The sequence below is a fragment of the Perlucidibaca sp. genome, from assembly GCF_057084925.1.
The window spans coordinates 50,043-68,543 of record NZ_JBXMRC010000016.1 but is presented as its reverse complement, the minus strand read 5'-3'; the positions used below and the strand labels follow the sequence as shown (position 1 = coordinate 68,543).

The following is an 18,501-nucleotide window of genomic DNA, read 5'->3' as shown; positions in this document are numbered from 1 at the left end:
ACATCAAATGCACCCTGCTTCAAGGCCATTAAAAGGCTTGGTGAAAAATAAGAGAGATTCCAGTTGGAATGCCACTCTGAGTGCGTGAGCTCTCGCGCTTGGCTATAGAAATATAGGTCCGATTTATATAAAAAGAATGAAAATAGTATGCTGATCAGAGCGACTGGTATTAGTCTTGGCCATCTTCTGATCCCACCTAACAAAAGTGGCCTTGTGTTTTTTGCTCTTAGAGCGCCGACGCTTAAAACGTAGCCAGACAATACGAAGAAAAACATTACTGCGGCTTGGCCATTGAAAAGTACAAAATAAACGGATCCGACAAAAGACTCACCATCGTGAGATGGTGGCGCTTGGCCTACCAGTGCTGGCATAAATGCAGCGATGAAATGGCCGATAAACACAATAAAAGCTGCGATTCCCCGAGCCGCTTCAAGGCGAATATTTTTGGAGTCCTGAGTGGTGACGATGCAATTGTGTGCGCCAGCAGGAGTTGGTCTAAGTACTTCCATTGTAAGGGGCGATGCCATCCATAGTGTTTCTGTCGGACTCTCATTATGTATCAAGAACAAGCGAGGTAGAATCTCTCAATTCAGTCTTTTCCAACCGCTTTCCGGCAGACAGGGGCGTGTTAGGCTACCGCTATTTGATGAGAGGAAATCCAGTTGGCATCTCTATTTCTCGATACAAAAACCGTCGCCATCATCGGCCTCGGCTATGTTGGTCTTCCGCTTGCCCTGGCCTTCGGTCGCGTCATGCCGACCATCGGTTTTGACATCAGCGAGGCCAAGCTCAAGGCATATAGCGAGGGCTATGATCCTACCGGTGAAATGGAGCCTTCGGCCTTTCAAGCCGCCACACAGCTCAAAGTGACTTCGCAGGGCAGTGATCTGGCCGCTGCCGACTTCCTGATCATTGCCGTGCCCACCCCCATCGATAATGCCAAGCAGCCTGACCTGACGCCTGTCATCCGCGCCACAGAAACCATTGCGCCGCATATCAAGCCCGGTGCTATTGTGATTTACGAATCTACGGTGTACCCCGGCGTTACCGATGATGTCTGTGCGCCTATCCTTGAGCGCTTGTCTGGTAAGCGTCGTGGTGTGGATTTCAAGCTGGGTTACTCACCTGAGCGCATTAACCCGGGTGACAAGACTCATCGCCTGGAAACCATCATCAAAATTGTGGCCGCTGACGATGCCGAATCACTGGATCGCGTTGCAGCACTCTATGAGGCCGTGGTTGAGCCCGGTGTTTATCGCGCTTCGTCGATCCGTGTCGCGGAAGCGGCCAAGGTCATCGAAAACACTCAGCGCGATGTCAACATTGCGCTGGTCAATGAGCTGGCGGTGATCTTCAATCTCATGGGCATCGATACCCTAGAGGTTCTTGAGGCGGCAGGCACCAAGTGGAACTTCCTGCCATTCCGCCCCGGTCTGGTCGGCGGCCATTGCATTGGTGTGGACCCGTATTACCTGACGCACAAGACCCAGACGCTGGGTTATAACCCGGAGGTCATTCTGGCTGGCCGCCGTATTAACGACCGCATGGGTTCGTATCTGGCGCAGCAAACCGTGCGTGAAATGCTCAAGGCTGATCGCCTGCGCGCTGGCGCTACCGTGTTGGTGATGGGCCTGACCTTCAAGGAAAACTGTGCCGATATTCGCAACAGCAAAGTCATCGATATTGTGCATGAGCTGCAAGAGCATGGTCTCAAGGTAGTGATCTGGGACCCGGTCGCAGATGCGCATGAAGCGCATGAAGAGTACGGCGTAACGATGGTGGCCGACTGGCACGCCGTGCCGAGAGTTGATGCGGTTGTGGTGGCCGTTGCTCATGCCCGCATCAAGGCACTGGCACCAGCGGAGCTTGTGGCCGCGTTTGGCGTGGGCACGCCGGTGATTGACATCAAGTCTGTGTTTGACCGAACTGCATTTGCGACGGCAGGCTTGCCGCTATGGCGTTTGTGATCAGAAAGAGGTGTCGTTGCGTTTTTTGAGCAATAAGCTTAAATATGTACGAGGACTGCAATCGAGCGTTTAGCAGGCATGGCTTCCAGTAATAGCCCCCTGCGTTGGCTGGCAGCAGAGAACTGGCGCTCTCTGTGGTAGTGGCGTTCAAGTATTTGATCGATTTCCGACCCCAAGTGCTAAGGAAATGCTTCGACTACCCCTCTGTATATCCTGAAAGGGCACCATTATTGGTGCCCTTTTTACGTTGTCACGCAGACCAAGGTGCCTTTAGCACTTCGCTTTGAATAGGCAGTGACAACGAAATAGCCGAACCCAGTGCGCTCATGCCTGGCTTCAACAATGACCAAGCCAAAGCTGCTTCTGAGCACCCCTCCGCGTGTATTCCTCTTCTGCGGCTGCTGAGCCTCAAAGTAGACGGGCGTTCCAGGCTGAATGATGTGTGCTATGTAACTGGCAACATCTTCTATGATCCTGAAGCCCTTGTTCTTGAGTTCATGCTCGTGTGCAGCCCATATGTGCTCAACACCGAAGCCTCTATCTTGACTGCGTCGTGCGCTCCTCGACGCAGATAAATATTCCCCTCAGGAAGCTTTAAGTGCGGAATTTCTGGTATTACGCCAAATGACAATCCGCCACGAGGATGTTCAACGAGGTCATTTTTTTTAAGCGCTGAGATCAGCTTCACAGATGGCCTTCTCCATGGCTCAAACGATGCTCAACAAGTGGTGCTTGGTGCTAGCTCGGTATAAGTCTTCAGTGTCTCCGAGCACATCTCAGCCAATCTGAAGTCCTTGATTGGCGTTGTGCGCGGCCCTTCGGCCAGTGTTGCCTTGACCGCGATTTCCAGAGCCGCTGTGTCATTGGTATTCACCATGCCCTGCGGGTGGCAAGCGCGCAAAATCTCCCCCACGCCACCTTGATCCCATGCCACGACGGGGGTTCCCAGGCTGAGTGCTTCCAGCACGGTACGGCCAAAGGTTTCTGGCTGCGTGGAGAGTGACAGCACGAGCTGGCATTGGCTGAATACCTCGCGGATGTCACTACGCAGGCCGGTAAAGCTGATGTCATCAGCGAGCCCCATGTCTGCCACACGCGCTTTCAGCTCGGTCAGATAGGCGCGCTTTTTCTCTTCAACACCCCCTACGATCAGGCCGTGTACTGGCAGGCCTCGGGCTCGCAATGCCGACACGAGCGTGAGGAATGTCTCGTGGCCTTTCAGGCGTGTGATGCGGCCGGGGAGTGCCAGTACCTGCTTCCCGGCCAGCTGCGGGTAGTCTTGTTGCCATTGTGCGAGCCAGGTCGCCGAGGGTTGATATTGGAATGGAAATTCGGCGGGATCGACACCCCGGTAAATGAGCTTGATACGTGCGGGGTCGCAGGCGGGGTAGTGTGTCAGGACATAGTCGCGCACGGTTTCCGATACCGCGATGACCACCTCGCCCTTAGTCATGATGGCGCTGTAAGGGCTGACCGAATACATGCCATGTACGGTGGTCACAAATCGTGGTCGCGTAGCCGGGTTCATTCGCCTCAGAGCCAACCACGCGATCCATGCAGGAATGCGAGAGCGCGCATGCACAATATCCGGCTTCAGCTCCTCGAGTAGCCTGCGGAATGGTCGGATCTGGAAGAGGCTGGCCAGGGACTTGCGGTGAACGGGCATTGTGATGTGCTCGCTGCCTTCGCGCTCCAGCTGCTCAACTAATCGGCCACCATTGGATACCACAATGGAGCGATGCCCCGCTGCGACCAGCGCACGGGCTATCTCCAGCGTGCCTCGCTCGACGCCGCCGCTATGCAGGGCGGGCAGGGTTTGCAGAACAGTGAGCTTTTTTGTCAATTCATTTCAATCCAGTTCGCTCAGCAACTTTCCCTGACGATCTTTATCGGTGAGCAAAAGTTCACTGGAAATCTCGTGCAACGGCCACTGAATGTTCAGCGCCGGGTCACTCCACAGCAATGTCCCCTCTGATGCCGGGTGATAGTAGTCCGTGGTCTTGTAGAGAAAGTCCGCCGACTCGCTCAGCACCAGAAAGCCATGCGCTAGGCCTGGCGGTATCCAGAGCTGGCGCTGGTTTTCACCACTTAGCTCCACGCCCACATGCTGGCCATAGGTGGGGGATTTAGGGCGGATATCCACGGCTATATCAAAGACACGGCCTTGCGGCACGCGCACCAGTTTGCCTTGCGGCTGGATACGCTGGAAGTGTAGGCCGCGCAAAACGCCCTGGCGCGAGCGAGAGTGGTTGTCTTGCACGAAGGTGACGTCACGGCCAACGGCCTCGTTGAACTTCTGCGCGTTCCAGCTTTCCAGAAAGTAGCCGCGCGCATCGCCAAAGACTCTTGGCTCCAGAATCAGCACATCAGCAATGGCGGTTCGAATCACATTCATCGGGGCTCAGCCTTCGTTGGCGACTTGCAGCAGGTACTGACCGTAGGCCGTTTTCTTCAGAGATTCAGCCTCGGTCAGCAGGCGCTCTTTGCTCAGCCAGCCGTTGCGATAACCAATCTCTTCCAGGCACGCCACCTTTAGGCCTTGGCGCTTTTCGATGGTCTGCACGAACGAGCCCGCCTCCATGAGCGAGTCATGTGTACCGGTATCGAGCCAGGCAAAGCCACGGCCTAACAGCTCAACCTGCAAGTCGCCGCGTTGCAGATAGGCGTTGTTGACGTCGGTAATTTCTAATTCGCCACGGGCTGAGGGCTTTACGGCACGAGCAATGTCCACGATGTCGCGGTCGTAAAAATACAGGCCGGTCACAGCGTAATTTGATTTTGGCTTTGTCGGTTTTTCTTCAATGGAGATGGCTCTACCCGTGTTGTCGAACTCGACGACGCCAAAGCGCTCGGGGTCGGAAACGTGGTAACCAAATACGGTAGCGCCGGTTTCGCGCTCTGCGGCTGCCTTGAGCTGGGTACCGAACGATTGGCCATAGAAGATATTGTCACCAAGTACTAAGCAGACACGGTCATCGCCAATGAAGTCGGCCCCAATGATGAAGGCCTGAGCGAGTCCGTCCGGGCTGGGCTGAATGGCATAGCTTAATGAAATGCCAAAGCTGCTGCCGTCGCCGAGCAGACGCTGATAGCCGGGCAGGTCGTCGGGCGTGGAAATGATCAGCACATCACGGATGCCGGCAAGCATGAGCACCGACAGTGGGTAGTAGATCATGGGCTTGTCGTAGATCGGCAGTAGCTGCTTCGACAGACCGCGAGTAATGGGGTGCAGACGCGTGCCGGAACCGCCGGCGAGAATGATGCCTTTCATGTCAGGTCCTGTTGTTTTTTGAGTCATGTTGCGTGCTGGTGAGATTACAGTGCCCACTCTTCCACGGCCAGACCGGGTACGCGAAGAAAATCGCGGGCGTTAGTTCCAATCTCGTTCTTGTGGCGGTTCGTCCACACGATCTTTCAGAAAGTCCTCTGGCAGGCGCTCAGTGTTGGCGAAAAAATTTGCCAGTGTTTGTATCTGAGTCTGAGTTAGTGCCGGATCATTGGCTTGGCTTTCTGGCGTAATGGCTTGCATCGTGGCCGCGAAGTTTTCGCGACTGAGTCCGCTAACCCATGTGCGAGCGTTTTGCTCTCGTATTTCATCGGCTGCCATGGCGGCGTATCCTGCTTCCAAGCTTGGCCAGTCTTGCGGCTCATGATGCTTCAATTTATCAAGCCCCTCTCCGCTCCAGCTGATATGCCCCGCTCAGCACGCGCTGCCACCAAGCCTCGTTGCTCAAATACCACTGTACGGTCTTGCGCAAACCACTGTCGAAGGTCTCTTGCGGTGTCCAGCCTAGCTCGCGCTCGATCTTCGAGGCATCAATGGCGTAGCGTGCGTCATGGCCAGGGCGGTCTTTTACGAAGGTGATGAGGTCAGCAAATGTGCTCACGCCTGCCGGCTTTTTGTCCGCAGCCAGTTCTTCCAGCAGCGCACACAGCGTTTGCACCACATGCAGGTTCTTCTGCTCATTGTGGCCGCCAATATTATAGGTCTCGCCGATAACGCCCTGCGTGGCCACCAGTACCAGCGCCCGCGCATGGTCTTCTACATAAAGCCAGTCGCGAACCTGCTGGCCATTCCCGTAAACCGGCAGCGGCTTGCCGCTCAGCGCATTCAAAATCATGTGAGGAATAAGCTTTTCCGGGAAATGGTATGGCCCGTAGTTGTTCGAGCAATTGGTGATCAGCGTGGGCAGGCCATAAGTGCGTTGCCAGGCTCGTACCAGATGATCGCTGGCCGCTTTGCTGGCGGAGTAGGGCGAGCTGGGTGCGTAGGGCGTGGTCTCAAGAAAGAGATCATCGGTGCCGTGCAGGTCGCCATAGACTTCATCGGTGCTGATGTGGTGGAAGCGAAATGCTGCTTTGCGTTCCTCGGGCAGTTCCGTCCAGTAACTCCGTGAAGCTTCTAGCAGGGTGTAGGTGCCGTGAATATTGGTCTGGATAAAGTCGCCTGGACCATCAATCGAGCGATCCACGTGTGATTCCGCTGCGAGATGCATGACGACATCCGGCGTGTGTTCTGCAAAGACCCGATCGAGCGCGGCGCGGTCGCAGATATTTACCTGAGCAAAGGCATAGCGTGGGTGGTTCGTCACGGCTGTCAGCGAATCAAGATTGCCGGCATAGGTCAGGCAATCCACGTTGATCACGTGATGATCAGTATGCTGAATGAGTTCGCGAACCACGGCAGAGCCGATAAATCCGGCACCGCCGGTTACTAGAATGTTCATAAATTAGCGTTTCCGTTTTTTCTTAATGTAAGGAGAAGCCTCACCGGCTGGCCGACTCTTGAATCGCCGATGAAACCACATGTACTGCGTGGGCGCTCGGCGTATCAGCGACTCAAGCTCCGTATTCAGGCGCGTGGCATCTGTGACGTCATCGCCACTGGGATAGTTTTCCAGTGGCGGTGTGAAGGTCATGGTGTAGGTTTGGTTGTCTGCATTGCGCATGAAGTGCACAAAAATTACGGGGGAGTTATTCACGCGGGCCATACGCGAGGTAGCGATCAGGGTGGCGGCGGGGTGGCCAAAGAAGGGCGCCATCACGCCTTGTTTTAAGCCAAAGTCTTGATCCACCGAGGTCCAAACGACTTCACCTGCTTTCAAACATTTAAACAGGGTGCGCATGTCGGCGTGATCAATCTGGCCTGCATAGGTTTTGCCACGGCAATGGCGAATAAAGAAATCGAGTACGGGGTTGTTTTGTGGGCGATAGACCGCGTGCAGCGGGAAAAACAACGAGGCCGCCGTGCCGTTGAGGTCTAGGCCGCTGTAGTGCGCCCCCAAAATGATGACCCCCCGCCCTTGCGCCTGAGCATCGAGGACATGCTGTAAGCCCTCGACGGCGATGCGGCGGCGATGATACTCAGTGGGCTTCATCCAAGCTGCCGCGGTTTCGAAAACGCCGATGCCACCCTGACGGAAGACATCGCGCACCATGGCTTCGCGCTCCGCCTCACTCAGTGCTGGGAAGCAAAGCTTCAGATTAATACGGGTGTCGTTAACTCGCATGGTCACTAAATGAAAGGCCAACCAGCCTAAGCCTTTACCGAGGCGATACTGCAGTGCCCATGGCAGCCAGCCCATGACGTAGGCAAAAGCCACCAGCAGCCAGGTCAGCCAGTAGCGTGGGTGCAGCCAGGCGGATTGAAAGCCGTCGTTAACGCGGGTGATGCGAGACATGAGGGTCCTTGGTCGGGTGCCTGTAACGGTGGCAAGTGTAAGCGGCTACAATGCTGGCCTCCAGTCTTTCTGTCCGGGAGCGCTCTGTGCCGCGCTGGCTTTACACATTGATTTTGCGCTTGGTGTTTCCGCTGATTTGGCTGAGGCTTTGGCTGCGCGGACGCCAGTCGCCCCAGTACCGTCTTCGCTGGCGCGAGCGCATGGGCTATACACTGCAGGCTAGGCCTGTCCGTCAGCCGCTTTGGATTCATGCCGTGTCGGTGGGTGAGACCTTGGCGGCGCAACCGCTGATTGCGGCCATTCGTCAGCTTGACCCCGATCTGCCGTTGCTCATCACCTCCATGACCCCGACCGGCTCCGAGCGTGTACGCGCCATTTGGGGCGATGCTGTCCACCATGTCTACGCCCCTTACGATTACCCTGGTGCCGTCGCACGCTTTCTGCGGCATTGGCATCCCTGCGCCTTGGTGGTGATGGAAACGGAGCTCTGGCCCAACACCTTGACGGCGGCGAAAGCGCAGCGACTGCCAGTGCTGTTGGCCAATGCGCGATTGTCTGAGCGTTCGGCGCGCGGCTATCGCAAGGCGGGGGCGCTGACGCGTGAGCTGCTCACGGCCATCTCCGTTATTGCTGCGCAAGATGCCGCGACTGCTGAACGCTTTCGGGCGCTGGGCATGCCTGACGAGCGTGTGGTGGTGACGGGCAGTTTGAAATTTGATTTATCCATCACGCCGGCCCAGGTTGCGTTAGCGCAGACGTGGCGAGCGCAGCCCGGATTGCAGGATCGGCCCATTTGGGTGGCAGCGAGTACGCATGCGGGTGAGGATGCTTTGATGCTGGCGGCTCACGCCCAGCTGCGCCAGCAATTGCCCACGGCTTTACTGATTTTGGTGCCGCGTCATCCCGAGCGTTTTGATGCAGTGGCTCAGCAAATTCAGGCGGCTGGTCAGTGCAGTGCGCGGCGCAGCCGAGATGAGCCCATTTTGCCGAGCACGTCCGTTTGGCTGGGTGACAGCATGGGCGAGTTGCTGAGTTATTTGGCGCTCGCTCAGGCGGCCTTTGTGGGGGGGTCAATGGTGCCTAGCGGCGGCCATAATGTCTTGGAACCCCTCGCCTTAGGCGTGCCCGCATTGACTGGACCGCATGACGTTAACTTCGCGACCATCAATGCCGAGCTGCGTGCTGCAGGGGCATTACAGACCGTGCATGACGCCACTGAGTTGGCTAACGCGCTGGCGCGATTGTTGACACATGCGGATGTGCGACAGGAACAAGTGTCGGCCGGACAAGCCGTCTTGGACGCAAATCGGGGGGCTGTATCACGGCAGATGGCGGTGTTGACGCCGCTGTTATTGCGCCCATGAATCTCATTCTTTTAGTGCCCGATGATTTTGTTTCAGACCACGAAGTGGTGCTGACGGGGCGACGCTTGACACATGTTTTGGCGGTGCATCAAGCCACGGTGGGTGAGTCTTTGCGCGTGGGCGAGCTTAATGGTTTGATGGGCTACGGTGAGATCACAGAGCTGAGCCCGCAGCGGCTATGCATGCGTGTGATGCTCAGTGAGTCTCCTCCACCTAAGCAGCCTGTTATTCTGGTCCTGGCCTTACCACGACCGAAAATGCTTAAGCGTATTCTGCAAATGGTCACTACCCTTGGCGTAGAGCATGTCGTGCTCATCAACAGCTATCGGGTGGAGAAAAGTTTTTGGCAAAGCCCGTGGTTAAGCGAGGCCGCCATTCATGAGCAACTCCTGCTGGGCTTGGAGCAGGCGCGCGATACGGTCTTGCCTAAAATAACGCTGGCCAAGCGTTTTAAGCCGTTTGTGGAAGATGACTTGCCCGACTTGCTGCTGGGGCGCGAAGGCTGGTTGGCGCATCCGGTAGATGCCAGTGAGTGCCCGACGCATGTGGGCCGGCCGCAACTGGTGGCTATCGGCCCAGAAGGCGGCTTTATTCCTTATGAGGTCGCTCTGCTCCAGGCTGCAGGATTAAAGCCTGTGTCGCTAGGCGCGCGAATCTTACGCGTTGAGACCGCGGTCGCCGTCGCGCTGGGCAAACTGCTTCCGCTCATCTGAAGACCCGTTAAGGCATAAGCCAGCTATTGACCTTAGCCACGTTCTCTTCACTTAACATGCCCGCAGCGGCTTGCAAGCGCAGGCTGTTAATAACGTAGTCGTAGCGTGCATTCGCGTAGTCACGTTTGGCGAGGTACACATTCGTTTCAGCCAGTAACAAGTCCACGATGTTACGTGTGCCCACGTCGTAGCCCGCTTTGGTGGCGGTGTAGGCCTGTTGTGCAGAGGCCTGTGCACGTTGCCTGGCTTGCAGGCGCGCGCTATCCACTTTAAGCGTGAGATAGCTGGTTCGAGCAGCCGTCACAATCTGGTGCTCGCGGGCTAAGGCGGACTGTTTGCTGGCTTCAGCATTATCCGTCGCTTGTTGAACTAAGGCGCGGGTTCGTCCGCTGGCAAAAAGCTCCCACTGTGCCTCAATTCCAACGACATCCGTTTCTCCCGCATTAAAGGTAATGGATTGATTCGCACCGCTGACATCCGTATTTTCGCGGACACTGCGGCTCGCGAAGAGGCCTACTTGTGGAAGATAGCCGCCACGTTGAGCTTGACGTGCAGCCAGCGCTGCCTGGCTTTGCAGGCGAGCAGCAATGAGTCCGGGATTGCGCTCACGTGCCAGTTTTGCCCATGCTTCGGCGTCATCCGGGACGGGCGCATCCAATGGCAGGTCCTCGCGTAAGCGCGCGAGCTTGCCAATGTCTCGACCGACGGCGGCATTGAGTTTTTCGCGAGCATTGCTCAAACCAATTTCAGCCGTCAGTCGTTGTGCGGTGGCGCTGTCGCGTTGGGCTTCAGCCTCCATCACATCCGCTCGTGCAATTAGACCGACTTTAAAGCGTGCCTCGGCTTGGTCGCGTTGACGGTTGAGGGCCGCTTCTTGGGCGATGGCCAGCGTTAAGTTGTCATCGGCGCGGAGCACATCGAAATACGCTTCTGAGACCGCTAAGAATAGATTCTGCGTTTTATCGAGCGCGTCACTTTGCGCTTGCGAAAGTTGTAACTTCGCGGCACTGAATTGATGCCAGCTGCTCCAATTAAACAGAGGCTGCGAAAGCTTCACGCTCCATTGCGTGCTGCGGTAATCAGTACGGGTGGGTGTGATGCCACCCATACTGTTTGGCGAGTCTTGCTTTAGGGTCGTATCACCGATGCTTCCGTTCGCCATTAACTGCGGTAAAAGACTGGCGCGCGCAATGGCAGGCCCTTGCTCTGCTGCACGTGCGCTCGCGCGAATGGCGGCTAAGTTCGGATCGTTTTGATCCGCTAGGCGCAGCGTTGCCAGCAAGTCCAGTGTGTTGGCTTGCGTATAGGGTACGGCAAATAAGGTCAGCGCGAGGGCGGTGATAGTCAGGTAGCGCAAACGCATGCGAGATACTCGTGAGTATGTTGAATGCTGCGAGCCTAAGCTGAGTCTTCGCTAACTGCAAGCGATGGCCTTGTTCGCCATTTGTCAGTGCTGCTTGAGTTGTCGCCCTTAACCCCCCGCTATATAGTGCATGGCTGATCTTGCTGCCCCGAAATTCGCCCCATCGGCGCTGACTGCGGCGGCCTCGTTGCCCGAACAGGAAACTCACATGAATTCGCCCGAAAATGCCTTCCTGAGCAGCTCCGCTCAGGTCGATGCTGCTGCTATAGCTCCCTTGCCCAACTCGCGCAAGGTGTATGTCACGGGGTCGCGCCCCGATATTCGGGTGCCGCAGCGCGAGATTTCGCTGGCGGACACCCCCACCAACATGGGCGGCGAAAAGAATGCGCCGGTCATCGTGTATGACACCTCCGGCGCCTATACCGATCCGGCGGTGAAGATTGATATTCGCCAGGGTTTACCGTCAGTGCGAGCTAACTGGATCGATGAGCGGGGCGATGTCGATTTGCTCAGCGGCGTCAGCTCGGTGTTCGGTTTGCAACGCGAGAAGGACATTGCCACCGCGCACCTGCGTTTCGGTCACATTCGTCAGCCGCGCCGTGCCAAGGCCGGTGCCAATGTCACGCAGATGCACTATGCGCGCAAAGGCATCATCACGCCGGAAATGGAATATGTGGCGATTCGCGAGACCATGCGCCGTGAGCATCTGGCAGACGCTGGCTTGCTCAATCATCAGCATCCGGGCCAGAGTTTCGGGGCATCGATTCCGAAGATCATCACGCCTGAGTTTGTTCGTGACGAGATCGCCCGCGGTCGCGCCATCATCCCGGCCAACATCAATCACACCGAGCTGGAGCCGATGATCATCGGCCGTAACTTCTTGGTGAAGATCAACGCCAATATCGGCAACTCGGCGCTGGGCTCGTCGATCGACGAAGAAGTCGAGAAGATGACTTGGGCCATCCGCTGGGGCGGCGACACGGTCATGGATCTGTCCACCGGCAAGAACATCCACGAGACGCGCGAGTGGATCATCCGCAACTCGCCGGTGCCGATCGGCACGGTGCCAGTGTATCAGGCGCTGGAGAAGGTCGGCGGCGTCGCCGAAGACCTGACCTGGGAGCTGTTCCGCGACACGCTGATCGAGCAGGCCGAGCAGGGCGTGGACTACTTCACCATCCACGCCGGCGTGCTGCTGCGCCATGTGCCGCTGACGGCCAAGCGCATGACCGGCATCGTCTCGCGCGGTGGCTCGATCATGGCCAAGTGGTGCCTGGCGCATCACAAAGAGAACTTCCTGTACACGCATTTCGAAGACATCTGCGACATCATGAAGGCCTACGATGTGTCGTTCTCGCTGGGTGACGGCCTGCGCCCCGGCTCGATTGCCGATGCCAACGATGCCGCGCAGTTCGGCGAGCTGGAAGCGCTTGGCGAGCTGACCAAAATTGCCTGGAAGCACGATGTGCAGACCATGATTGAGGGTCCTGGGCATGTGCCCATGCACCTCATCAAAGAAAACATGGAGAAGCAGCTCGAATGCTGCGACGAAGCGCCGTTCTACACGCTAGGCCCGCTGACCACCGACATCGCACCGGGCTATGACCACATCACCTCCGGCATCGGTGCTGCCATGATCGGCTGGTTCGGCTGTGCCATGCTTTGCTATGTGACGCCGAAGGAGCATCTTGGCCTGCCCAACAAGAAAGACGTGAAGGACGGCATCATTACCTACAAGATTGCTGCCCACGCTGCCGACTTGGCGAAAGGGCATCCCGGCGCGCAAATCCGTGACAACGCGCTAAGCAAGGCGCGCTTCGAGTTCCGTTGGGACGACCAGTTCAACCTGGCGCTGGACCCGGACACTGCGCGTGAATATCACGATGAAACCTTGCCGAAAGAGGCACACAAGGTCGCGCATTTCTGCTCGATGTGCGGCCCGAAGTTCTGCTCCATGAAGATTACCCAGGACGTGCGCGATTACGCCGCCGGGCTGGAGGATGCTGCAGCGCTCGCCGAAGCCGAAAAGGGCATGGCCGAGAAGTCGGCGGAGTTCCGCGAGCAGGGTGCCGAAATCTATAAGGTGGTCTGACCATGAGCAGCAATGAGCTGGGCCGAAATGATGTCGTGATTAACCGTCGGGAAACCCTGTTTCAGGGTTTCTATCGCGTCGACAAATTTTGGCTACAGCATCGGCATTTTGATGGCTCCATGGGCCGCGAAATCACGCGCGAGATGTTCTTGCGTCCGCCGGCCGTTGGTGTCCTCATCTATGACGTAAAAACCGACGATGTGCTGCTGATAGAGCAGTTTCGAGTAGGCGCTATCGACGATCAGCATCCTTGGCAATATGAAGTGGTTGCAGGTCTAGTCGAGCCAGGCGAAGCGCTTGAAGCGGTGGCTCGCCGAGAGACGTTAGAAGAAGCCGGTGTGGTCATTACGGATCTCGAGAAAGTCTTTGAGTTCATGCCCAGTGCGGGCGGCTCAAATGAGCGCTTTACCTTATTCGTGGCGCCAGCCGATTTGTCTCGTGCCGGCGGCGTTCATGGCCTTGCCGAAGAGGGCGAAAATATTCGTGTCATCGTGCTGGGTCTGAAGCAGGCGTTACAGCTGGTCAGTAGTGGCCGCATCAATAACGCGCCGTGCATGTTGGCGCTGCAATGGTTGGCTTTGAATAAGGCGCATATCGTGTCGAAGTGGTCGCGTTGAACGCCTTAACGCCGCGCTACACCGTCGATCTGGCGGGTATGCATGCACTCTACGAATTCAACTATGCGCGTCTGCAAAAGCTGTTGCGTGGCGCGGGTGTGGGGGATCGCTTAGGCGCTGTCTCGCCCCTGGAGTTTGCGTGGGGTGATAGACAAGACGTCATGCTGGCGAGTGAGCTCATCAGCGTGCAGCCTGTGTTGCAACTGCAGCGTGTAGAGCGCACGCGTTATACCGAAACGTGGCGATTAGCGCAGATGACACCGACTTTGCCGTGGTGCCCTGAGCTCGACATGGAGGTGCGCCTGTTTCACGACGCACGCATGGCGGATGTGCTGCGCTTTCAAACCGCACGACGCATTCCGGCGATAGTTCCTGCCCAGCATCAATCCGGCTGGCGAGTCAATGAAAAGCAGTTGGTGAATGAATTCCTTGGCGACTGCCTGCAGCATTGTTTACGCTTCGGTCTGCCCCGAGATCCGCGCTTGAGCCCAGACTATCGAAACTGGGACCAGCGTAATCTGTCTATTTTTGATGAACCGCAACCTGAGGATGCGCAATGACCGGCTATACCGCCGCCTCTATCGAAGTCTTGTCTGGCTTAGACCCGGTGCGCAAGCGCCCGGGCATGTACACCGACACCACACGCCCTAACCATTTGGTTCAGGAAATTCTCGACAATTCGGTGGATGAGGCCTTGGGTGGCTTCGCTGATGAAGTTCGTGTTGTCCTTGCGGCAGACGGTTTTATTGAGGTGAGTGACAACGGCCGTGGCATGCCTGTGGATATCCACCCGGAGCATGGCGTCTCGGGTATCGAACTCATCCTCACGCGCCTGCATGCCGGCGGTAAATTCTCGGGTAAAAACTATAAATATTCCGGGGGCTTGCACGGTGTTGGCGCCTCGGTAGTGAACGCGCTCTCCACGTCACTGGAAGTTACGGTGAAGCGCAATGGTCAGCTCTGGCGTATGGCGTTTGCTGGCGGTGAAAAGGTGACAGAATTGGCGGTGGTGGGCGAGTGTGGTAAGCGCGCGACCGGCACGGTGGTGCGCTTTTTGCCGGATGCCAGTTATTTTGATTCGCCGAAAATTTCGCTGAGTAAGCTTAAACATGTCTTACGTGCCAAGGCGGTACTTTGCCCCGGCCTGCATTTGCACTTCCATGATGAAGCCAGTGGCGAGCGCATGGAGTGGCACTATCAAGACGGTCTGAAAGACTACCTCATGGAGTCGACTCAAGATTGGCTGCGACTACCTGACCAACCGTTTCTGGGTAAGCTTGAAAGCAAGAACGAGGCAGTGGATTGGGCCGTGCTGTGGCTTCCCGAGGGCGGTGAGCTAACCCAAGAGTCCTACGTTAATTTGATTCCGACCGTTCAGGGCGGCACGCACGTGAATGGCCTGCGCACCGGTTTGCTGGAAGCGTTGCGCGAATTTTGTGAGTTCCGCAGTCTGTTGCCGCGGGGCATTAAACTCGCGCCCGAAGATCTGTGGGAGCGCTGTGCCTATGTGCTCTCGCTGAAAATGCAGGACCCGCAGTTTGCTGGCCAGACCAAAGAGCGTTTGTCTTCACGCGAGTCGGCAGCTTTCGTGTCGGGTGTGGTGAAAGATGCCTTTTCGCTGTACCTAAATCAGCACACAGACATTGCTGAGCAGCTGGCTCAGCTGGTCATTAATTCTGCGCAAAAACGCCTCAAGCAAAGCAAGCAAGTCGCGCGTAAGCGCATCACCTCCGGACCGGCATTGCCGGGGAAGCTGGCGGATTGTTCCGGCAGTGACATTGCGCGCAGTGAGTTATTTCTGGTCGAAGGCGACTCGGCCGGTGGTTCGGCTAAGCAAGCGCGAGATCGTCAATTCCAAGCGGTAATGCCCCTGCGCGGCAAGATTCTGAATACCTGGGAAGTCGACTCATCGCAAATTTTGGCCTCGCAGGAAGTACACGATATCGCGGTGGCATTAGGCGTGGACCCGGGCTCCGATGACCTTAGCGGCTTGCGCTATGGCAAGGTCTGCATTCTTGCCGATGCCGACTCCGACGGTCTGCACATTGCCACCTTGTTGTGCGCCTTGTTTGTGCAGCACTTCCCCGCCTTGGTGCGTGGCGGACATGTCTGTGTGGCGATGCCGCCACTCTTCCGTATCGATCTTGGCAAGCAGGTTTTTTATGCGCTGGATGAGAGCGAGAAGCAGGGCATCATGGATAGGTTGGAAGCGGAGAGCAAACGCGGAAAGCCCCAGGTAACACGCTTTAAGGGCCTGGGTGAGATGAATCCGCTGCAGCTGCGGGAAACCACCATGGCGCCGGATACGCGTCGCCTCATCCAGCTGGTGCTAGATGAGGTCGAGGCGACTCACGAAATGATGGATATGTTGCTGGCGAAGAAGCGCTCGGGTGATCGTAAAAGCTGGTTGGAAAGCAAGGGCAACCTAGCGGATGTGGAGGTTTGAGCGTGACCGATGATCTGATGTTATCCACTCCAGTAGACGGCACCGAGCTCGTCCCGCTGCGAACCTACACCGAACAGGCGTACCTGAATTACTCGATGTATGTGATCAAGGATCGCGCCCTGCCGCACATCGGTGACGGCCTGAAACCGGTGCAGCGTCGCATCGTTTACGCCATGAGTGAGCTCGGCCTGAAAAATTCGGCCAAGCATAAGAAGTCGGCACGCACCGTCGGTGATGTGCTGGGTAAGTACCACCCGCATGGTGACTCGGCCTGCTACGAAGCCATGGTGCTGATGGCGCAGCCGTTCAGCTACCGCTACCCGCTGGTCGATGGTCAGGGCAACTGGGGCTCGCCGGACGATCCCAAATCCTTTGCGGCCATGCGTTATACCGAGGCGCGCCTCTCGCCCTATGCCGACACGCTGCTGGCCGAACTAGAACAGGGCACCGTGGATTGGCAGCCAAACTTTGACGGCACGCTGGAAGAGCCTTGCGTGCTGCCTGCTCGTCTGCCGAATTTATTGCTCAATGGCACCACCGGCATTGCCGTCGGCATGGCAACGGATATTCCCGCGCATAACCTGCGTGAGATTGCCAACGCCACCATCGCGTTACTTAACGACCCCGGCATTTCGTTAGATGAGCTCTGCGAGTTTGTGCCTGGCCCCGACCTCGCCACTGCCGCCGAAATTATCACGCCGCGTCATGAATTGATTCAGATGTATGCCACCGGCAAGGGTGGCTTCCGCATGCGGGCGGTCTACGAGATCGAGGATGGCGACATCGTCGTCACCGCTCTGCCGCACCAGGTTTCCGGCGCCAAGATCCTGACCCAGATTGCCGACCAGATGCAGGCCAAGAAACTCCCGTGGGTAGCCGACCTGCGCGATGAGTCCGACCACGAAAATCCGACTCGCCTCGTCATTGTGCCGCGCTCTAACCGCATCGATGTTGAGCAGCTCATGGGGCATTTATTTGCCACCACCGATTTGGAATGCAGCTATCGCGTTAACATGAACGTGATCGCGCTCGATGGCCGCCCGCGCGTCATGGGCTTGCGCGAGATGCTCGGCGAATGGCTGGAGTTCCGCACGCTGACCGTTCGCCGGCGTTTGCAGCATCGTCTCGATAAGGTCAACGCGCGCCTGCACATCCTTGATGGCTTGCTGATTGCCTTCCTCAACATCGACGAAGTCATTCGCATTATTCGTTACGAGGATGAGCCCAAGTCTGAACTCATGCTGCGCTTCGGGCTCAGCGACATTCAGGCCGAGGCTATCCTTGAGCTTAAGCTGCGCCATCTCGCCAAATTGGAAGAGATGCGCATTCGCGGCGAGCAGGATGAGTTGGCGAAAGAGCGTGAGCAATTAGAGAAAGTACTGGGCTCGAACGCGCTGTTGAAAAAGCTCTTAGTTAAAGAAATTCAGGCCGATGCTGCCAAGTACGGCGATGCACGTCGTTCGCCGCTGGTGGTGCGCAAAGACGCCGCTCCGCTCAGTGATACCGATATCACGCCTGCCGAACCGGTCACTGTCGTGCTGTCAGAAAAGGGTTGGGTGCGCGCCGCTAAGGGTCACGATGTGGATGCTGCCGGCCTGAGCTATAAGGCGGGTGATGCCTACTTGGCCAAGGCCGAAGGCAAGAGCAATCAGCTCGTCCATTTCTTGGATACGACGGGGCGTAGTTATTCGCTGGCGGCCAACACACTGCCTTCTGCCCGCGGCCAAGGCGAGCCCCTCACCACCAAATTGAGCCCGCCCAGCGGCGCGCAGTTTATGGCGGTGGTGATGGGCGATGCCGCACGTCTGCTCCTGCTGACCAGCAATGCCGGCTACGGCTTTATCGCGCAGCTGGGAGACCTAGAGGCCGGCAATAAAAATGGTAAGGCACTGCTGAATGTGCCGGATGGCGCCACCGTGTTGTCGCCCACACTCATCGCCGATGCAGAGAATGACCAGCTGGCTGTGCTCAGCAATACGGGTCGGCTATTGTTATTTCCCGTGAAAGATCTGCCTCGCTTGGCGAAAGGTAAGGGCAATAAGCTTATGTCATTGCTGGCGAGCGATGAGGAAGTCGTGGTTCAGGTATTGCCCATTCGCAGTGGTGATAAGTTAACCGTTCATGCTGGCGGCCGGCACATGACCTTAACGCAAAAAGACCTCGAGCATTACCAAGGCGAGCGTGGACGCCGTGGCCAAAAATTGCCGCGTGGGTTCCAAAAAGTAGACGGCTTGAGTGTGAGTTAAAGGGAGAAGAAT

The 18,501-nt window shown here is 56.9% G+C and carries 16 protein-coding genes; 8 read left to right on the top strand and 8 right to left on the bottom strand.

From position 1 onward, the window contains the following. Positions 1–527 (bottom strand): acyltransferase family protein (locus tag AC14IB_RS05125; protein WP_484230868.1); only part of this gene is annotated, 527 nt, incomplete at its 3' end. Positions 528–662: 135 nt separating this feature from the next. Here AC14IB_RS05125 and AC14IB_RS05120 point away from each other — a divergent pair. Further along, a complete protein-coding gene (locus tag AC14IB_RS05120) occupies positions 663–1,967 on the top strand; it encodes a nucleotide sugar dehydrogenase (RefSeq protein ID WP_484230867.1) in 1,305 nt (434 codons plus the stop codon). A 718-nt stretch (positions 1,968–2,685) separates the two neighbouring features. Here the strand turns inward: AC14IB_RS05120 and AC14IB_RS05115 are convergent. From AC14IB_RS05115 to lpxL, 6 genes are all read right to left on the bottom strand, one after another. Continuing rightward, positions 2,686–3,810: a glycosyltransferase family 4 protein gene (locus AC14IB_RS05115; protein ID WP_484230866.1), complete on the bottom strand. Its 1,125-nt coding sequence runs from the start codon at positions 3,808–3,810 to the stop codon at positions 2,686–2,688. Between the two features lie 6 nt (positions 3,811–3,816). Further along, the gene (gene rfbC / locus AC14IB_RS05110) at positions 3,817–4,362 is read right to left on the bottom strand and encodes a dTDP-4-dehydrorhamnose 3,5-epimerase (RefSeq protein WP_484230865.1); all 546 of its coding nucleotides are present in this window, start codon (positions 4,360–4,362) and stop codon (positions 3,817–3,819) included. Positions 4,363–4,368: 6 nt separating this feature from the next. After that, positions 4,369–5,238 (bottom strand): glucose-1-phosphate thymidylyltransferase RfbA, encoded by an 870-nt coding sequence (rfbA, locus tag AC14IB_RS05105; RefSeq protein WP_484230864.1) that lies wholly within the window; start codon positions 5,236–5,238, stop codon positions 4,369–4,371. A gap of 99 nt (positions 5,239–5,337) precedes the next feature. Then, positions 5,338–5,574, bottom strand: coding sequence for an AbrB/MazE/SpoVT family DNA-binding domain-containing protein (locus AC14IB_RS05100; RefSeq protein ID WP_484230863.1), 237 nt, complete (start codon positions 5,572–5,574; stop codon positions 5,338–5,340). Positions 5,575–5,632: 58 nt separating this feature from the next. Next, positions 5,633–6,694: a dTDP-glucose 4,6-dehydratase gene (rfbB, locus tag AC14IB_RS05095; RefSeq protein ID WP_484230862.1), complete on the bottom strand. Its 1,062-nt coding sequence runs from the start codon at positions 6,692–6,694 to the stop codon at positions 5,633–5,635. A 3-nt stretch (positions 6,695–6,697) separates the two neighbouring features. After that, positions 6,698–7,648, bottom strand: coding sequence for an LpxL/LpxP family Kdo(2)-lipid IV(A) lauroyl/palmitoleoyl acyltransferase (lpxL, locus tag AC14IB_RS05090; protein WP_484230861.1), 951 nt, complete (start codon positions 7,646–7,648; stop codon positions 6,698–6,700). 86 nt (positions 7,649–7,734) lie between these two features. Here lpxL and waaA point away from each other — a divergent pair, with 86 nt between their 5' ends. Continuing rightward, complete coding sequence (gene waaA / locus AC14IB_RS05085) at positions 7,735–9,012, top strand: lipid IV(A) 3-deoxy-D-manno-octulosonic acid transferase (protein WP_484230860.1); 1,278 nt, start codon at positions 7,735–7,737, stop codon at positions 9,010–9,012. Next, the gene (locus tag AC14IB_RS05080; RefSeq protein WP_484230859.1) at positions 9,009–9,725 is read left to right on the top strand and encodes a 16S rRNA (uracil(1498)-N(3))-methyltransferase; all 717 of its coding nucleotides are present in this window, start codon (positions 9,009–9,011) and stop codon (positions 9,723–9,725) included. Before waaA ends, AC14IB_RS05080 begins: the two co-directional genes overlap by 4 nt. Before the next feature lie 7 nt (positions 9,726–9,732). On the opposite strand, the gene AC14IB_RS05075 is transcribed toward AC14IB_RS05080, so the two are convergent. Beyond that, on the bottom strand, positions 9,733–11,088 hold the full coding sequence (locus tag AC14IB_RS05075) for a TolC family outer membrane protein (RefSeq protein WP_484230858.1): 1,356 nt from the start codon (positions 11,086–11,088) through the stop codon (positions 9,733–9,735). 208 nt (positions 11,089–11,296) lie between these two features. On the opposite strand from AC14IB_RS05075, the gene thiC reads away from it, so the two are divergent. Genes thiC through parC form a run of 5 tightly spaced genes read left to right on the top strand, consistent with a single transcriptional unit; the run spans position 11,297 to position 18,489 of the window. Next, a complete protein-coding gene (thiC, locus tag AC14IB_RS05070; protein ID WP_484230857.1) occupies positions 11,297–13,180 on the top strand; it encodes a phosphomethylpyrimidine synthase ThiC in 1,884 nt (627 codons plus the stop codon). Between the two features lie 2 nt (positions 13,181–13,182). Beyond that, the gene (locus tag AC14IB_RS05065) at positions 13,183–13,797 is read left to right on the top strand and encodes an NUDIX domain-containing protein (protein WP_484230856.1); all 615 of its coding nucleotides are present in this window, start codon (positions 13,183–13,185) and stop codon (positions 13,795–13,797) included. After that, complete coding sequence (locus AC14IB_RS05060) at positions 13,794–14,357, top strand: DUF1249 domain-containing protein (RefSeq protein ID WP_484230855.1); 564 nt, start codon at positions 13,794–13,796, stop codon at positions 14,355–14,357. The genes AC14IB_RS05065 and AC14IB_RS05060 overlap by 4 nt, the downstream gene beginning before the upstream one ends. After that, positions 14,354–16,243 carry a DNA topoisomerase IV subunit B gene (gene parE / locus AC14IB_RS05055; protein ID WP_484230854.1) on the top strand — a complete coding sequence of 630 codons (1,890 nt, stop codon included), beginning with the start codon at positions 14,354–14,356 and terminating at the stop codon, positions 16,241–16,243. Before AC14IB_RS05060 ends, parE begins: the two co-directional genes overlap by 4 nt. Before the next feature lie 2 nt (positions 16,244–16,245). Continuing rightward, positions 16,246–18,489, top strand: coding sequence for a DNA topoisomerase IV subunit A (gene parC / locus AC14IB_RS05050; protein WP_484230853.1), 2,244 nt, complete (start codon positions 16,246–16,248; stop codon positions 18,487–18,489). The last annotated feature ends 12 nt before the right edge of the window (positions 18,490–18,501 follow it).

Bases quoted from the DNA above. Each gene is read 5' to 3' on its own strand.
- rfbC (WP_484230865.1), bottom strand. From the start codon at position 4,362: ATGAATGTGATTCGAACCGCCATTGCTGATGTGCTGATTCTGGAGCCA.
- rfbA (WP_484230864.1), bottom strand. From the start codon at position 5,238: ATGAAAGGCATCATTCTCGCCGGCGGTTCCGGCACGCGTCTGCACCCC.
- AC14IB_RS05100 (WP_484230863.1), bottom strand. From the start codon at position 5,574: ATGGCAGCCGATGAAATACGAGAGCAAAACGCTCGCACATGGGTTAGC.
- rfbB (WP_484230862.1), bottom strand. From the start codon at position 6,694: ATGAACATTCTAGTAACCGGCGGTGCCGGATTTATCGGCTCTGCCGTG.
- lpxL (WP_484230861.1), bottom strand. From the start codon at position 7,648: ATGTCTCGCATCACCCGCGTTAACGACGGCTTTCAATCCGCCTGGCTG.
- AC14IB_RS05080 (WP_484230859.1), top strand. From the start codon at position 9,009: ATGAATCTCATTCTTTTAGTGCCCGATGATTTTGTTTCAGACCACGAA.
- AC14IB_RS05075 (WP_484230858.1), bottom strand. From the start codon at position 11,088: ATGCGTTTGCGCTACCTGACTATCACCGCCCTCGCGCTGACCTTATTT.
- thiC (WP_484230857.1), top strand. From the start codon at position 11,297: ATGAATTCGCCCGAAAATGCCTTCCTGAGCAGCTCCGCTCAGGTCGAT.
- AC14IB_RS05065 (WP_484230856.1), top strand. From the start codon at position 13,183: ATGAGCAGCAATGAGCTGGGCCGAAATGATGTCGTGATTAACCGTCGG.
- parE (WP_484230854.1), top strand. From the start codon at position 14,354: ATGACCGGCTATACCGCCGCCTCTATCGAAGTCTTGTCTGGCTTAGAC.